Source organism: Phreatobacter sp., from assembly GCF_022843985.1.
GTDB lineage: Bacteria > Pseudomonadota > Alphaproteobacteria > Rhizobiales > Phreatobacteraceae > Phreatobacter.
This window is the reverse complement of the sequence record NZ_JALHMP010000002.1, coordinates 49676-64292: the sequence shown is the minus strand read 5'-3', so window position 1 is coordinate 64292 and position 14617 is coordinate 49676. Positions and strand designations below refer to the sequence as shown.

The 14617-nt window shown below is 67.6% G+C and carries 9 protein-coding genes, 2 pseudogenes and 1 riboswitch; of the genes and pseudogenes, 9 read left to right on the top strand and 2 right to left on the bottom strand.

Translation table 11 applies throughout. The annotated features are described in order from the left end of the window. From Q0C57_RS01540 to Q0C57_RS01515, 6 genes are all read left to right on the top strand, one after another. On the top strand, positions 1-1407 hold the full coding sequence (locus Q0C57_RS01540) for an NAD(P)/FAD-dependent oxidoreductase (protein ID WP_366937793.1): 1407 nt from the start codon (positions 1-3) through the stop codon (positions 1405-1407). A 409-nt stretch (positions 1408-1816) separates the two neighbouring features. Then, a riboswitch (cobalamin riboswitch) is annotated at positions 1817-2021 on the top strand. A gap of 150 nt (positions 2022-2171) precedes the next feature. Then, positions 2172-4223 (top strand): TonB-dependent receptor, encoded by a 2052-nt coding sequence (locus tag Q0C57_RS01535; protein WP_296571065.1) that lies wholly within the window; start codon positions 2172-2174, stop codon positions 4221-4223. Positions 4224-4252: 29 nt separating this feature from the next. Next, a complete protein-coding gene (locus Q0C57_RS01530; protein ID WP_296571062.1) occupies positions 4253-5131 on the top strand; it encodes an ABC transporter substrate-binding protein in 879 nt (292 codons plus the stop codon). Further along, the gene (locus Q0C57_RS01525; protein ID WP_296571060.1) at positions 5128-6147 is read left to right on the top strand and encodes an iron ABC transporter permease; all 1020 of its coding nucleotides are present in this window, start codon (positions 5128-5130) and stop codon (positions 6145-6147) included. The genes Q0C57_RS01530 and Q0C57_RS01525 overlap by 4 nt, the downstream gene beginning before the upstream one ends. Then, positions 6144-6896 (top strand): ABC transporter ATP-binding protein, encoded by a 753-nt coding sequence (locus Q0C57_RS01520; protein WP_296571057.1) that lies wholly within the window; start codon positions 6144-6146, stop codon positions 6894-6896. Before Q0C57_RS01525 ends, Q0C57_RS01520 begins: the two co-directional genes overlap by 4 nt. Continuing rightward, a complete protein-coding gene (locus tag Q0C57_RS01515) occupies positions 6896-7891 on the top strand; it encodes an LLM class flavin-dependent oxidoreductase (protein ID WP_296571055.1) in 996 nt (331 codons plus the stop codon). The genes Q0C57_RS01520 and Q0C57_RS01515 overlap by 1 nt, the downstream gene beginning before the upstream one ends. Positions 7892-7972: 81 nt before the next feature. Here the strand turns inward: Q0C57_RS01515 and Q0C57_RS01510 are convergent. Beyond that, positions 7973-8178 (bottom strand): annotated as a pseudogene (locus Q0C57_RS01510) (hypothetical protein); the annotation flags it as partial. Positions 8179-8536: 358 nt separating this feature from the next. On the opposite strand from Q0C57_RS01510, the gene Q0C57_RS01505 reads away from it, so the two are divergent. The 3 genes and pseudogenes from Q0C57_RS01505 to Q0C57_RS01500 all read left to right on the top strand — a co-directional run bounded on the left by Q0C57_RS01505 (position 8537) and on the right by Q0C57_RS01500 (position 11435). Beyond that, on the top strand, positions 8537-9388 hold the full coding sequence (locus Q0C57_RS01505) for an alpha/beta hydrolase (protein WP_296571543.1): 852 nt from the start codon (positions 8537-8539) through the stop codon (positions 9386-9388). After that, positions 9369-9665, top strand: a pseudogene (locus Q0C57_RS21105) (PAS domain-containing protein); the annotation flags it as partial. The gene Q0C57_RS01505 and the pseudogene Q0C57_RS21105, both read left to right, overlap by 20 nt. 39 nt (positions 9666-9704) lie before the next feature. Continuing rightward, positions 9705-11435: an EAL domain-containing protein gene (locus Q0C57_RS01500; RefSeq protein ID WP_296571053.1), complete on the top strand. Its 1731-nt coding sequence runs from the start codon at positions 9705-9707 to the stop codon at positions 11433-11435. A gap of 23 nt (positions 11436-11458) precedes the next feature. On the opposite strand, the gene Q0C57_RS01495 is transcribed toward Q0C57_RS01500, so the two are convergent. Beyond that, positions 11459-14611 carry an efflux RND transporter permease subunit gene (locus tag Q0C57_RS01495; RefSeq protein WP_296571050.1) on the bottom strand — a complete coding sequence of 1051 codons (3153 nt, stop codon included), beginning with the start codon at positions 14609-14611 and terminating at the stop codon, positions 11459-11461. Positions 14612-14617 lie beyond the last annotated feature (6 nt).

Below are 14617 nucleotides of genomic sequence, written 5' to 3'. Positions count from 1 at the left end.
ATGATGCCCTTTGATCTGGTGATCGTCGGCGCCGGACCCGCCGGGCTGCGCGCCGCCGTGGAGGCGGCGGCTGGCGGGCTGTCGGTGATGCTGGTCGACGAGGGCCGGGAACCGGGCGGCCAGATTTATCGCGGATCCGAGAGTGGCGCCTTCGCCGGAACGGCCAAGCTCGGCCCCGATTATGCCGCGGGTGCAGTCCTGGCGGCAGCGTTCCGCGCCTCGGGGGTGCAGGCGCTCTTCGGCGCGACCGTCATCCAGATCGAGCGGGAGGCGGATGGCTCGTTCTGCGTCAGTGTCGCAACCGGCCATGACAAGGCGGTCGTCATCAGGGCGAAGGTGGTCATCGCGGCAACGGGAGCCCAGGAGCGACCGTTCCCCATCGACGGCTGGACATTGCCGGGTGTCATGACCGCAGGCGCCGCCCAGACCATGCTGAAGGCCGACGGGGTTGTGCCGGACGGGCCGGTGGTGCTCGCCGGCACCGGTCCCCTGCTCTACCTGCTGGCAGCGCAATATGCAGCGCTGGGCGTCGCCATCGACACGCTGCTGGATACGGCAGCCCCCGGGAACTGGCGGCGGGCTTTGCGCCATGTCCCCGGCTTCCTGGCCAGCCGCTACGCCTTCAAGGGGCTCGGCCTCCTCTGCAAGGCGCTTGCGGCGACGCGCATCATTCGCGGCGTGGAGGCGGTCGCCGCGATCGGGGACACGCGCCTGTCGGCTGTCGCCTACCGCAAGGGCGCCACGGAAAGAACAATCCCCGCGCATGTTCTGCTGCTGCACCATGGCGTGGTCCCGCAGATCAATCTGACATGGTCCGCTGGCGCCCAGCACCGTTGGAACGCGGCGCGGCTGGCTTTCGAGCCGGTTCGTGATGCGAGCGGCCAGACCGATGTGCCCGGTCTGTTCATTGCCGGCGATTCCGGCGGGATCGGTGGCGCCCAGGCCGCCGAGGCCGAAGGGGCGCTCGCGGCGTTCGGCGTCTTGCGCATGCTGCGGGGAACAGCGGGAGATGACGATCGGACAGAAAGGCAATGGCGACGTCGTCTCGCCGTCAGCTTGCGCGGCCGCGCCTTCCTCGACGCGCTCTATGCACCGCGACAGTCGCATCTCAGCCCGCCCGACGACGTGATCGTCTGTCGTTGCGAAGAGGTGACGGCGGGGGACATCCGCAAGGCTGTTCGCCGCGGGGCAATGGGGCCGAATCAGGTCAAGGCCTTCACGCGGGCAGGCATGGGGCCATGCCAATCGCGGATGTGCGGACTGACCACCGTCGCGATCATTGCCGCGGAGACGGGACAGTCGCCCAGCGACATCGGACACATGCGCCTTCGCGCGCCGGTCAAGCCAGTAACCGTGGCGCAGATCGCGTCCTTGTCGGACACCGGTGAGCGTTCCGCGGTCGACTAGGCTACGGCCCGACCGTTCCACGCACCCTGCCGGAGCAACGTGACCAGACGGCCAGGTTGGCCCGGCCACGTGCCCGGCCGATATCGTGCTGCGGATGTGAGCCTCACCCTAACGGGCAAGAGTAATCCACAAGGGATGGAGCGGGTGACCAAGGATTCCGGGCCCTGGCAAGCTTCCTTGATAGCCGCGGTGCGCATCCCCTCGCCGGGCCTGGAAACACCGGGGAATGAGACCGGCACGAGCCGAACCCTGCCGGAAAAGCTCCCGCATTCCCCACTCATGCCGGTGTCTGTCGCATCGATTACCACCTGCCCCGTGCACGCTCCCAGGGCTGCCCGGGCTTGCGGGTAAAGAGTAATAGTATAACATTTTTCACATGACGGTCTTGCTCCACTCAAGATTGTCTGCTCATGTGTATGCGTCTTTCGGTGCTCCCCCCCTGCAGGGGAGTGAAACGGGAATGTGGTGCGGACCTTCGCGTCCAAAGCCACGGCTGCCCCCGCAACTGTAAGCGGCGAGTGCTCCTCGCATATCCACTGGCCTTCGGGCCGGGAAGGGTGATCGAGCGCGTCGACCCGCGAGCCAGGAGACCGGCCGAGGACGTGTGCAACCCTGTTCCGGCGGTGGGCCGGAAGGAGAAATCGATGTCTATTCTTGTCTGCGGGCGCCGGCCGGCTGCCCCGCTCATTGCTTTTTTGTGTGCCTTTTCGTCTCCCGCCGCTGCGCAAGACCGAACGACGCCGCCGACCATCCTCGATGAGATCGTGGTCACCTCGACAGGCCGACCCGAGCCGCGCAGCCGCACCACCGGCACCGTCCAGGTGATCGACAGCGAAGCCATCAGCCGGTCGAACGCCCGCTCAGTGACCGAACTCCTCTCGGACAACGCCGTCGGCTTCTTCTCCGAATGGACGCCCGGCCAGACCTCCATCAACATCCGCGGCGGGGCCTCGGACGGTCAGGGTAAGGATTTCCGCAGTCAGGTGCTCGTCCTGATCAACGGCCGTCGCGCCGGCACCGCCAACATCTCGAAGCTTTCGCCGGCCGATGTCGAGCGGATCGAGGTGATCCGCGGGCCAGCCTCGGTGATCTACGGGTCGGGCGCCATGGGCGGCGTCATCAACATCATCCTGCGCAACGGCCGCAACACCTCCGGCAGCGCCGCCGAGATCCAGGGCGGCTCATGGGGCCTCGTGCAGGGGCGCGCCCACACGGCCGGCCAGCATGGCACGATGGACTATTATATCGGCCTCTCCGGCGGGAGGCGCGACAGCTATTCGTCGGGCGCCGGAGGCGGCCTGATGGGCAACACCCAATGGCAGCGCCTCGGCGTTACCGGCGCCTTCGGCCACCAGTTGAACGACCTCAACCGCATCGACATCACGGTTCGCTCCGACGGCATTTACAATGCCGGTTTCCGCGGGTCGTCGTGGAGCACGTTCAACCGCGACCAGCGCACCAACGCGTCGTTCGACTTCGTCTATACAGGCCGGGCGGCAACCGATTTCGCCAGATGGACCTCGCACAGCTACCTCGTCGAGGACCAGGACATCTTCCGCTGGGCCTCGCGCGGCGGCGGCACGCGGCTCGACATCAACCGCCGCCACCTGACCATCATGGGGACGAAGTTCGAGCCCATCTTCACCCTGTTCCCCGGCAATGAACTGCTGCTTGGCGTCAATCTGGAGCGCAGCTGGCTGCGGTCCGCCCGTTACCGGGAAGCGATCAATCCGCCCTACACCATGGCCCAGGTCGCACCGCAGGATGCGAACCAGACCGAATCGCTGATGGCCTTCTATGCCGAGAGCAGCCAGCGGCTCTTCGACGACCGGCTGGTGCTGCGGGCAGGCCTTCGCCACACCCGGGGCTCCACCAGCTTCGACCCGACACCCAACCTTGCCAACCAGCAGACCGGCTCGCGGCCCTACACATCCACCACCTACACCGTCGGCGGGACTGTCAGGGCCACCGAGCACCTGAGCTTCCGCACTGGCCTGTCGACCGGTTTCCGCGCACCGACTGCGACGGAACTCGCCGGCAATTACACGGTCCTTGCCGGCGGCCTGGTCTTCGGCAATTCCAATCTTCGGCCCGAAACGAGCCGCCAGTACGAGATCGGAACCACCTTCGCCTGGAACGGTCTCAGCATCGACGCCGCCCTGTTCCAGAACACGATCTCGCAGCGGATCATCTCGCAGCGGCGGGCGGGGGCGCTCAACGTCTCCGATTTCGTCAACAATCCCGGTGACATCGTCATCCGCGGTCTGGAACTCCAGGCGAACCTCGACGTCATGCGCGCCTTCGTGGCACAGCCCGGCGGCTGGCATTGGTCGATCTTCGCCAATGGCGGCTACAATTTCGATATGAGGGACTTCGGCGCCGCCCCCACCGCCAATTCCCGTCAGGTCCAGCGGGCCTACAAATTCCAGGCGGCGATCGGCACCCGCTTCGGCCAGAGGACCGGGGCCGCCATTCCCTGGACCTTCTCTGTGACCGGCATCCTGCGCGGACCGATCTGGTACGACACCGAGGAGGCGCTGCTGATCCCGGCAGGCGAGCCGTCCAGCACCTTCATCCATCAGAAGCCCAGCTATTGGGTCTGGAACGCCAGGCTGGAGGGCGAATTGCGCAAGGGCCTGACCGCCTATGTCGCGGTGAACAACATCTTCAACGTCAACCAGCACGCCTTGTTCATCGCGCTCGACCAGCAGCCCTTCCTTGGCAACCCCGCGGTCGCCAATACCAACGGCATCGGCAACATGGGAAATTCCATGCCGGGCCGGGAAATCGTCTTCGGCCTCAAGGCGGCATTCTGAGCGCCATGACAAGCCGCCGCGGATTTGTCATGGCTCTCGGCGCGGCGGGGATGACCCTCGCCGCGCCTGTCGCCGCATCGGAGGAGATCGTCGACGCGCTCGGACGACGGATCGTACTCCCCACCCCGCCGCGGCGGATCGTTCCCATCTTCGCCTCCAACACCGAACTGGTGGTTGCGGCCGGTCTCACCGACCGGATCGTCGGCGTCGAAGCCTATACCCGGTTTCCGCCGGCCATTGCGGGCCTGCCGCAGGTCGGCGGAAGGCTTGGCTTTTCCGTGGACCGCATTGCCGGCCTGCGGCCGGACCTCGTCATCGTCACGCCGGCGCGGCAGGCCGTCCACCAACTGGTTGACCCGCTGGAGCGCCTGGGCATTCCGGTCATGGTGCTGACCCACCCCACCCTCGCCGCGGTGCTTGCCAATCTGCGCCTCGTCGCCCGCGCCGGCGGTGTCCCCGAGGCGGGCGAGACCATGGCACGGCACCTCGAGAGGCGTCTGGCCGCAGTGGCCGCCCGGACCGCCTCGCGGCCTCGCCCGAGGGCTCTGATGATCACCGGCCGGGTTTCTACAGGCCTGCTGCTCGTCGCCAGGCCGGACAGCTATACGGCCGATGCGGCGCGCGCCGCCGGCACGCGGGACGCCCTGGAAGGCCGACGGCTCCTGCCGCAGGTCTCCCCCGAAGCCATCCTTCGCGCCGATCCTGACTGCATCCTCTTCGCCGGCACCGAAGCGGCGATGCGGGACCTCTTCGACGCCCCGGCCTGGGCAGGCCTTGCGGCACGCCGGACCGGACGGCTCTTCGCCGTCAACCGTGCCGCGTTCCTCATTCCCGGCCCGCGGGTCGTCGACGGCATCGAAGCTCTCGCCACGCGACTCGGCGACGTCGCCTGGGAGCGGCCGGCATGAATGCGGCGATCACACCCCCCCGGGACGGCTTCACCATCCGGCTCGCGATGTTGCTGGGCCTCGGTCTGGCATTGGCCGTCTGTGTGGGGCTCGCGGCCGGCCATGACTGGGCCTCGCCGGCCCGTCTGCTGGCAGCGCTGACCGGGGATGGTTCCCTCGACAGCCGCCTCATCACCGACTGGCGCCTGCCGCGCGTGCTGGCGGCTGCCTTTGTCGGGGCATTGCTCGGCATCGGTGGCTGCCTGTTCCAGGGCCTGTTCCGCAACCCCCTGGCCGAGCCCTATCTCCTGGGATCGGCGGGCGGCGCCGCGGTCGGGGCGACTGTCGCCCTGCTCGTGCCGCTCGGCATGCCACAAGCCGTGACCCTCCCGGTGCTCGCCTTCTGCGGCGCCTGGAGCGCCACCGTCATGGTTCTGCTCATCGGCCGCGTCTCCGGGGTCGTCGATGCCGCCGGCCTGCTGCTGGCCGGGGTCGCCGTCGCGGCGATCCTCGGGGCGCTGCGCTCCTTCCTCATGCTCGCCCTCTCCGACGAGAGCATCAGCCTCCAGGTCGTGCTGAGCTGGATGCTCGGCGGCATCCAGACGCCGGGGACAGCCGGGCTCGCAGCCCTCGCCGTTCTGACCGGAGCATGCCTCCTTCTGGCGCTGACCACCGCGCGCGGGCTGGATCTCCTCGGCCTCGGCGAGGACATGGCACGCAGCTTTGGTCTCGATGTGAAGGGCTTCATCGCGGTGACGATCCTCGTCGGATCCGCAGTGGTTGCCGTCGCCGTCGCCTTCGGTGGACTGGTCGCCTTCATCGGCCTTGCGGCGCCGCATCTCGGCCGCAGCCTCGTCGGGCCGCGGCATCGCCCCCTGATCCTCGCCTCGGCGCTGATCGGGGCCATCGCGGTCGTGCTGGCAGACGCTCTCGCCCGGGCAGCCCTGCCACCGGCGGAAATCCCGCTCGGGCTCATCACGGCCCTCGCCGGCGGCCCCTTCTTTCTGGTTCTGCTCGCCCGGCGGCTGCGGCCATGACCGGTCTCGTGGTCCACAAGCTGACGGTCATGCGGGCCGGCCGCCCGATCCTCGACGACGTCAGCTTCACCTGCCCCGGCCAAGGGCTCGTCGGTCTTCTCGGTCCAAACGGGGCAGGCAAATCGACGCTGGCCCGCCTCCTGGCCGGCCAGCCCGAAGCCCATGCCGGCGCGATCCGGATCGGCGAGGAGGACGTGACTGCGCTGGCTGCGGCGCGCCGCGCGGCGATGATCGGCTACATGCCGCAGGCCTTCACGCCCCACTGGGACATCAGCCCCCGCATGCTGGTGGAGATGGGCGCAGCGCGCCGGCCCGACCTGCCCCCGGGAATCGTGCGATCGGCGCTGTCGGAGGCTGGCCTCGACGGCCATGGCGACCGCCTCTGGTCGACCCTCTCCGGCGGCGAGAAGGCCCGCGCCCTGTTCGCCGCGGTCACTGTCGCCGACCCGGCCGTCCTCGTCGTCGACGAGCCCGGTGCCAGCCTCGACATCGGCCACCGTATCCGGCTCATGGGCCGGCTGGCGGCGCGTGGCCGCACGCGCCTCGTCGTCGCCGTGCTGCACGATATCGAGCTCGCGACCGCCTGGTGCGACCGGCTTTTGGTGATGGATGAAGGCCGCCTCGTCGCGGTTGACACTGCCGGTGCCGTGGTGCGTTCGGGCGTCCTCGCCACGGTGTTCGGCGTCGCCTTCGAGACGATGGTGTCCGGCGGCGTCACCATCGCCCGCCCTGTCTGCGGGAGGGACTGATGCGCATCGACCTGGCCGGCTGGACGCGCGAAGCCACAGCGATGGACCATCGCGACTTTCTCGCCATTTTCGAGGAGGCGGACAGACTCGGCTTCGACGGGGTCTGGTTCAACGAGTTCCGGTTTCACCAGCCGCGCATTGCCTATCCCTCGCCGCATCTGCTGGCCGCCGCGATCTTTGCCCGCACCGAACGGTTGCGGGTCGGCACATCGGTGCTGGTTTTGCCGCTGCACCATCCGCTGACCCTCGCCGAGGAGATCGGCCAACTCGACCTGCAGAGCGGCGGCCGCCTCGACATCGGGATCGGACGCGGCACCGATCCTGCCACTTTCGCAACGCTGGGCATTCCCCATGAGGAGGCCCGCGCCCGGTTCGAGCAGGCCTATTGCCTGCTGCGCCAGGCGCTCACCACAGGCGGCGTCCCCACGGCACGAGGACCCTGGCATTACGGGGAGGCGATGATCGGCCCGCGGCCAGTGCAGGTGCCTCACCCGCCCATCTATGTCGCGGGATCGACGCCGGAAACCCTGGGCTTCGCCCTTGCCGAAGGCTTGCCGCTTCTGCTGAGCCTCGAGCCCCCGGAAGACCGCCAGCTCGCCATCTATCTCGCCCTGGCCGAGACCCGGGCGATCGCGCCGAGGCTCGCCTCGTCCTCGCTGTCGCGCTATGTCGTCATCGGCCGCACAGTGGCCGAGGCGGCCGGCCAGCTCGATCCGCTGCTGGCAGGACTGGAGGCGCGCCGTCGCCATTTCGCAACGCTGCAGGGACGCGCCAGTCCCCCGGTTGGTCGCGCGCAGCTTTTGGCTGAACGCTTCATCTGGGGCGATCCCGATCAATGCCACCGGCAATTGGCCGCGTTGGCACGGCGGCGCGGGATCGACCAGATCCGCTGCGTCTTCAATGGCAACGGCGTTGTCGGCACTGAGCCCGCGCTCCAGGCCATGCGCTTGTTCGCCCGCGAGGTGATCCCTGCCTTTCGGCAGGCGGCGCACTGACGCTCGTCTGCTGCGGACGCGCCTTTTCATGAATACCGATTCCGGAAGCCGCGTCATGCTGGGTCTCGATCCCGACTGCGGTCATGTCATCCGGATCGCACCGGCATCGCAGGCGTCGGCGAGACCCGTCAGGGTGGTGAAGCGGTAGTCCGGCTCGGTGAAGGCGGCATCGATCGTCCCGCCCGAATCGGCTTGCCGGCCCGGCGCTCGATCCAGCAGACCTTTTGGCCGCGTTGCCGGGCCACGGCGATGTCGTGGTACTGGCTCTGTGCAACGTGCATCACGTCATGCAGGCCATGACCGGCACGCCCCAACCGTTCCGGCGTGACGGTGAAGCAGGCGTCGAAGGGCTCGTGCCGCGTGCGGGCGAAATGGTCAAGTGCCCAGCGCTGGGCGTTGTCATGGCCACCTTCGTCGCGGCATGCCCTCTCACAGGCCTCGCTGACGGTGGGACGGCCCCATGGCGCCGGTGCGATCCTCTCAGCCGTCACAATCCGGCGCAGCACCCACTTGTCGAGCGCCATAAACACGATTCACTGATGTATATTGCCCTGGAAACGTGCCCGATTCGAAAGGGCCCGTCGCTTGTATGGCAATCGCGATACCGGATGAATGACGATGGCGCTCGAGAAAGCTTCCGTCTCCATGGCGCGGTCGTCCCATCCGCGCGCCAGCGACGGAGACGCGAACGCGGTGAGGCAGCGCCACGCCATTCGCATCGTCGGATCCGGCGCGGGGCCCATGGTGTTCGCCCATGGTTTCGGCTGTGACCAGAACATGTGGAAGGCCTTGGTGCCCGCCTTTCAGGACGACTTTCGGCTGATCCTCTTCGACCACGTCGGCGCCGGCAGATCGGACCTCGCTGCATTCGACCCAGCACGCTATGCGACGCTCGACGGCTATGCCGAGGACGTGGTGTCGATCTGTGAGGCTCTGGATCTCCGCGACGTCGTGTTCGTCGGCCATTCGGTCAGCGCCAGCATTGGAATCCGCGCCGCGCTTCTCCGCCCCGAGCGCTTCTCGGACCTGATCCTCATCGGGCCGTCCCCATGCTATCTCGACGATGGCGACTACCGTGGCGGTTTCTCGGTGGATGCGCTGGAGGAGATGCTCGACCTGCTGTCGAGCAACTTCCTTGGCTGGTCGAGCACGATGGCGCCTGCGATCATGGGCAATCCCGATCGTCCGGACCTTGCAGCCGAACTTGAGGAGAGCTTCTGCCGGACCGATCCCGCTATCGCCGCCCATTTCGCGCGTGTCACCTTTTTCTCGGATACGCGGGATGACCTGCCCCGCATGGGCAAGCCGGCGCTCGTCCTGCAATGCTCGCAGGACGTGATCGCGTCGGAGGTTGTCGGCCGATACGTCGCCGACAACCTGCCTCAGGCACAGTTCGTCCAGCTCGCGGCGACGGGACATTGTCCGCATGTCAGCCATCCCGAAGAGGTCGTCGCGCAGATGCGTCGCTATCTGAGCGATGCCCATGGACGGGTCTGACCGGTCGTTCGCCGACAACTTCTTCGATCAGGCTCCCGCCGGTCTTCTGTCGACCGATGTCGAAGGCGTGGTCCGCGTTGCCAACAGTACATTGCTCGGCTGGATCGGCCGGACCGCCGAGGATGTGGTCGGGCAGCTCCGCTTCTCCGACTTTCTTTCGGTCGCGGGCCGGACGTTCTTCGAGACCCATCTCTCCCCGATGCTCCGGCTCGACAGGGGTTTCCGGGAGGTTGCCCTGACACTGATGGGTCCGGACAACACGCGCCTCGATGTTCTGGTCACGGCGGCCGCCGATGCCGACGCGATCCAGTTCGTCGTGTTCGAGGCGCGGCAGCGGCGCGTCTACGAGCGGGAACTCGCCGCCTTGAGGGAGGTGGCGGAGACCCGCAGTTCGTGGCTGCGACAGGTCGAGGGCCTCGCCTCCATCGGGGCCTGGTCGATCGACCTCGACACGAAGGAGATGACGTGGTCGGATCAGGTCTTCATCCTGCATGACCTGCCGATCGGTGCCCTGCCGACCACCGGCGAGGCGTTGCTGTTCTACCTCGAGGAGGACAGGGAGCGTGTGCGCCGTCACCTCGCGCAAACGCGCGCGACGGGCCTGCCCTTTCGCTTTGATGCCGGGCTGGTCACCGCCAAGGGCCGGCTCAGATATGTGCGTGCGACGGGCGAACTCGAGCGCTGGGGCGGACGGCCCAAGCGGCTTGTGGGCGTCGTCCAGGACGTCACCGAGCAGCATGAAGCCGAGCTTCAGCTGTGGCGCAGTGCCCATATCGACGGGCTGTCCGGCATCCCCAATCGCACGCTATTCCAGAAGCGGCTGCGTGAGATGATCGGCGCGGCCGGAGCAACCGGCAGCGTCGCGCTTCTGCTGCTCGATCTCGACGGCTTCAAGGAGGTGAACGATACGCGCGGTCACGATGCGGGCGACGAGGTGCTGCGGTCGGTGGCGGGACGGCTGAGAGCCCTGTTCCCCGAACTGGACTGCGCGCGCCTCGGCGGCGACGAGTTCGCGATCCTGCTCGCCAACACGGAGGATCGATCGGCAGTCGAGGCGCGGGCCGAGGCCATCCTCAACGCCGTCCGACGCGGGGTGCCGTTCTGCGGAGACTGGCTCTATGTCTCGGGGTCGATCGGCATCGCCTACTACCCGTTCGATGCAGCGACGGCCGAGGATCTTCTCCGCTTTGCTGACCTTGCCCTCTATGCGGCCAAGCGTTCAGGCCGGGCGCGAACGAGCAGCTACAGCCCAAATATCGGCGCTCAGTTCACCGCGCGGCGCGGGGCCATCGAGATGGTTCGCGAAGCCGGCCTTGCCGGCGGCATCGTCCCCGCCTTCCAACCCTGTCTCGACCTCGCCGACGGGCGTGAACTCGGATGCGAGGCCTTGGTGCGGCTGCGCACCGGTGGCGGCGAATTGGTGGGCCCCTCGGCATTCTGGGCGGCGATGTCCGATCCCGAGAGCCTGCGCATTATCGACGAGCGCATGCTGATCCTGGTGACGGAACAGATGGCCATTTGGCGCCAGGCCGGGAAAGACCCCGGGATCGTCGCATTGAACGCGTCCGAACATACGTTCAACGGTGGCGACTATGCCCGGACCGTGCTTGACCGGCTGGAGCAGCTCGCCCTGCCGCCGTCCTCATTGCGGATCGAGGTGACCGAGACGGTGTTCCTGGGCGAGAACTCGCAGGCCGTCGAGGCGGCGATCGCCGAACTCGCGCGCGCGGGAGTGTCGATCGCGCTCGACGATTTCGGCACCGGCCACGCATCACTCATCCACCTGCGCGACTATCCGATCGACTGGATCAAGATCGACCGGTCCTTCGTCAGCGGCATGTCGCTCGTCGGCCGCAGCGGGACAATCGTCAAGGCGATGATCGATCTCGCCCATGCCCTCGACATCAAGGTGGTCGCCGAGGGGATCGAAACCGAAGATCAGCGGGACTTCCTGCGGGGGGCTGGCTGCGATGCGGGCCAGGGTTTCCTGTTCTCGGCCGGGACGCCCGTGGCAGCATCGACGGGCGGGCGTCCTCGGCCGGCATGAGCGCGGCTGCTGCGGCAGGCGCTCTACTCGCCCGCCGGAGCGGCCTCGACCCGGGCCACCGCCGCAGCCCCTTCACCGGACCGCCTGGTGCGGAACATGCGCAGAACGAGGACGAAGAAGACGGGCACGAACAGAACCGCGAGCACCGTGCCGGCGACCACCCCGCCGATCACACCGACGCCGATCGCATTCTGGGCGCCCGAACCTGCACCGCTGGCGATGGCCAGCGGCACGACACCGAGGGTGAAGGCGAGCGAGGTCATGATGATTGGCCGCAGCCGCTGGCGCGCCGCCTCCTCCGCGGCATCGACGAGCGACAGGCCACGGTTATAGCCCTCGCGGGCAAACTCCACGATGAGGATGGCGTTCTTGGCGGTCAGACCGATCGTGGCCAACAGGCCGACCTGGAAGTAGACGTCATTGGACATGCCGCCATACAGAGAGGCGAGCACGGCCCCCAGCACGCCGAGCGGGACCGCCAGCAAGACGGCGGTCGGGATCGACCAGCTCTCGTAGAGTGCCGCCAGGCAGAGGAAGACCACCAGAAGCGACAGCAGGTAGAGCGCCAGGGCCTGGCCGGAGGATTGCCGCTCCTGGAACGAGATGCCGCTCCACTCGAAGCCGAAGCCGCCGGGCAGTTGCGCCACAAGCCGTTCCATCTCGTCCATGGCCTGGCCGGTGGTGTAGCCGGGCGCCGGCAAGCCCTGGATCTCCCGCGACGCAATCCCGTTGAACCGTTCGAGACGGGGCGAACCGAATTCCCATTCGGTGCGGCCGAAGGCGGAGAACGGCACCATCTGCCCCTGCGCGTTGCGCACGAACCATTTGTCGAGATCGCCGGGGACCATGCGGGCATCCGGCTGCCCCTGCATGAAGACGCGCTTGACCCGCCCGCGGTCGAGGAAGTCGTTGACATAGGTCGCGCCCCAGGCGGTGGCCAGGGTGGAGTTCACCTCGGTGACTGACAGGCCGAGGGCGCTGGCACGTTCCCAATCCACGATGAGGCGGAACTGTGCCTCGTCGTTCAGACCATTGGCGCGCACGCGCGACAGGACCGGGCTCGCCGCGGCGAGCCGCAGCAACTGATCGCGCGCGGCCATCAGCGCGCCGTGGCCGAGACCGCCGCGATCGAGAAGCTGCAGGGCGAAGCCGGAGGCATTGCCCAGCTCGCGGACGGCTGGCGGCGCCGAGGCGGTGATCAGGGCGTCCTGGTAGCGCGCGAAGCGCGCGTTGACCCGCTCCGTCAGGGCCTGGACGCTGTTCTGCTGGCCGGGCCGCACGTCCCAGTCACGCAGCGTGATGAAACCGAGCCCCGAATTCTGCCCGCGGCCGCCGAAGCTGAACCCGTTGATGGCGAAGAAATTGTCGACAACGGCGCTCTCTTCCTCACGGAGATAGCGACCCAGATCGTCCAGCGCGCGCTGGGTGCGGTCAGCGGTTGCACCGGGTGGCGTGGTCACCTGCGCGAAGGCGATACCCTGGTCCTCATTCGGCAGGAACCCGCCGGGCAGCCGCAGGAAGCTGTAGCCGAGGGCGCCCAGCAAGGCGACGTAGATCACCAGCATCCGCGCCGGCCGGCGCATGCTGGCGCGAACGCCGCCGACATAGCCGCGGGTGATGCGGTCGAAGCCACGGTTGAACCAGCCGTAGACGCCGCGCGTGCCCTGGCCCGGCTTGTGCGGCCGCAGCAAGGAGACGCAGAGGACCGGCGTGAAGAAGATCGCCACGAGGACCGACAAGGTCATGGCCGTGGCGATGGTTACGGAGAACTGCCGGTAGATGACGCCCACCGATCCACCGAAGAAGGCCATCGGCAGGAAAACCGCCGACAGCACCAGGCCGATGCCCACGAGGGCGCCGGTGATCTGGTCCATCGACTTCCGCGTGGCTTCCAGCGGAGAGAGATGTTCCTCCGCCATGACGCGCTCGACATTCTCGACGACGACGATGGCGTCATCGACCAGCAGGCCGATGGCCAGCACGAGCCCGAACATCGTCAGGGTGTTGACGCTGAAACCCAGCGCCTGCAGCACCGCGAAGGTGCCCAGAAGGACCACAGGGATCGCCATGGTCGGGATAAGGGTCGCGCGGAAGTTCTGCAGGAATATGAACATCACGACGAAGACCAGGGCCACCGCCTCCAGCAAGGTCAGGATGACGCTCTTGATGGAGCGCTGCACGAAAGGGGTAGTGTCCTGGAGATAGGCGACCTCCAGACCCGGCGGGAAGCTCGGTCGGAGCCGGTCGATGGTGGCGCGGACCGCCGCGGCCGTATCGAGCGCATTGGCGCCGCTGGCGAGGCGGATGCCGATGCCGCTGGAGGGCTTTCCATCCAACTGGGTGGTGATGGAGTAGTTCTCGCCGCCGATCTCGACGCGCGCTACGTCGCGCAGGCGCACCTGCGATCCGTCGGGGCGGACGCGCATGAGGATGGCCCCGAACTCCTCCACGGTCTGCAGATAGGAAGGTCCGACGATGGTGGCGTTGAGCTGCTGGCCGGGCACCGCAGGGAGCCCGCCCATCTCGCCGCTGGAGACCTGCACGTTCTGCGCCCGCACCGCTGCCGCGACATCCGAGGGCGTCAGCCCGAAATTGATCAGTCTGGCGGGGTCGAGCCAGATGCGCATGGCGAACTGCGCCCCGAAGACCTGGTAATCGCCGACGCCGGGAGTCCGGCTGATCGGATCCTGCACATTGGCAACAAGGAAATCGGAAATGTCCGTGCGTTCCATCCGGCCGTCGGTCGATATGAACCCGACCACGAGCAGGAAATTGCCGGAGGATTTGACGACGCGCAGGCCCTGCTGCTGCACCGTCAGCGGCAGACGGGGAACCGCAAGTTGCACGCGGTTCTGGACCTGCACCTGGGCCGTATCGGCATTGGTGCCGGGCGCGAAGGTCAGCTGGATACGGGCCGCGCCATCCTTGGAGGTCTGTGAATCGAAGTAGAGCAGGTTGTCGATGCCGCTCAACTGCTGCTCGATGACCTGCACCACAGTGGTCTGGACGGTCTCCGCGGAGGCACCGGGGAACACCACATTGATGGAGATGGCGGGCGGCGCAATGGCCGGGTACTGCGCCACCGCCATGTTGCGCAGGGCCAGCAGGCCGGCGATCATGATGGCGATCGCGATGACCCAGGCGAAGACCGGCCGGTCGATGAAGAAGCGAGCCATGGGCGG

Excerpts from the sequence above, each read along its gene's own strand:
- Q0C57_RS01530 (WP_296571062.1), top strand. The coding sequence starts at position 4,253 with ATGGCTCTCGGCGCGGCGGGGATGACCCTCGCCGCGCCTGTCGCCGCA.
- Q0C57_RS01520 (WP_296571057.1), top strand. The coding sequence starts at position 6,144 with ATGACCGGTCTCGTGGTCCACAAGCTGACGGTCATGCGGGCCGGCCGC.
- Q0C57_RS01540 (WP_366937793.1), top strand. The coding sequence starts at position 1 with ATGATGCCCTTTGATCTGGTGATCGTCGGCGCCGGACCCGCCGGGCTG.
- Q0C57_RS01515 (WP_296571055.1), top strand. The coding sequence starts at position 6,896 with ATGCGCATCGACCTGGCCGGCTGGACGCGCGAAGCCACAGCGATGGAC.
- Q0C57_RS01505 (WP_296571543.1), top strand. The coding sequence starts at position 8,537 with ATGGCGCGGTCGTCCCATCCGCGCGCCAGCGACGGAGACGCGAACGCG.
- Q0C57_RS01525 (WP_296571060.1), top strand. The coding sequence starts at position 5,128 with ATGAATGCGGCGATCACACCCCCCCGGGACGGCTTCACCATCCGGCTC.
- Q0C57_RS01495 (WP_296571050.1), bottom strand. The coding sequence starts at position 14,611 with ATGGCTCGCTTCTTCATCGACCGGCCGGTCTTCGCCTGGGTCATCGCG.